This window comes from Christiangramia aquimixticola, assembly GCF_048285835.1.
GTDB lineage: Bacteria > Bacteroidota > Bacteroidia > Flavobacteriales > Flavobacteriaceae > Christiangramia > Christiangramia aquimixticola.
Genome location: NZ_JBLVTL010000038.1, coordinates 1 through 428, shown reverse-complemented (window position 1 = coordinate 428; position 428 = coordinate 1). Strand labels below are relative to the sequence as shown.

Annotated in this window: 1 protein-coding gene; it reads right to left on the bottom strand. The window is 44.4% G+C overall.

Features of this window, described 5'->3' with window-relative positions:
- Positions 1-301, bottom strand: a 301-nt coding sequence (locus ACNKXV_RS13390; protein ID WP_417908237.1) for a transposase, incomplete at its 3' end; no start/stop codon positions are given.
- Positions 302-428: the final 127 nt, after the last annotated feature.

Below are 428 nucleotides of genomic sequence, written 5' to 3'. Positions count from 1 at the left end.
GTCGTTTCTCCACGATCTGTGGCTCGAAACTGGAATTGCGGTCTCGGGGAGCCAAAACTTCAAAGCCGCCCAACGAGCTTTGAAGTTTTTTGGCTCCATGCCCATTCCGCCTATTCTTTCCGGATTTTCGAGTTTCACTTAGATGATCATCCAACTCTCCTTCAAGGGCCGATTCAATGATCATTTTCAATAACGGGGTGAAAACACCGTCCTTACCAGCTAATGGCTTACCTGACCGAAGCGCATCTCCGGCCTGCTTGGCGAAAGCCTTGAAATCAAACTCTTCTTTGTCTTCTTTCATAGTCAAAATTTAATGGTTTAAATTTTGACACAGTTATTTGAACAGTCTCGAACATGACAACTGGATAATGCGAAGCAAACAACTTGATAACCTGACAACCTTGATAACCCGAAAACCTGGACAACCT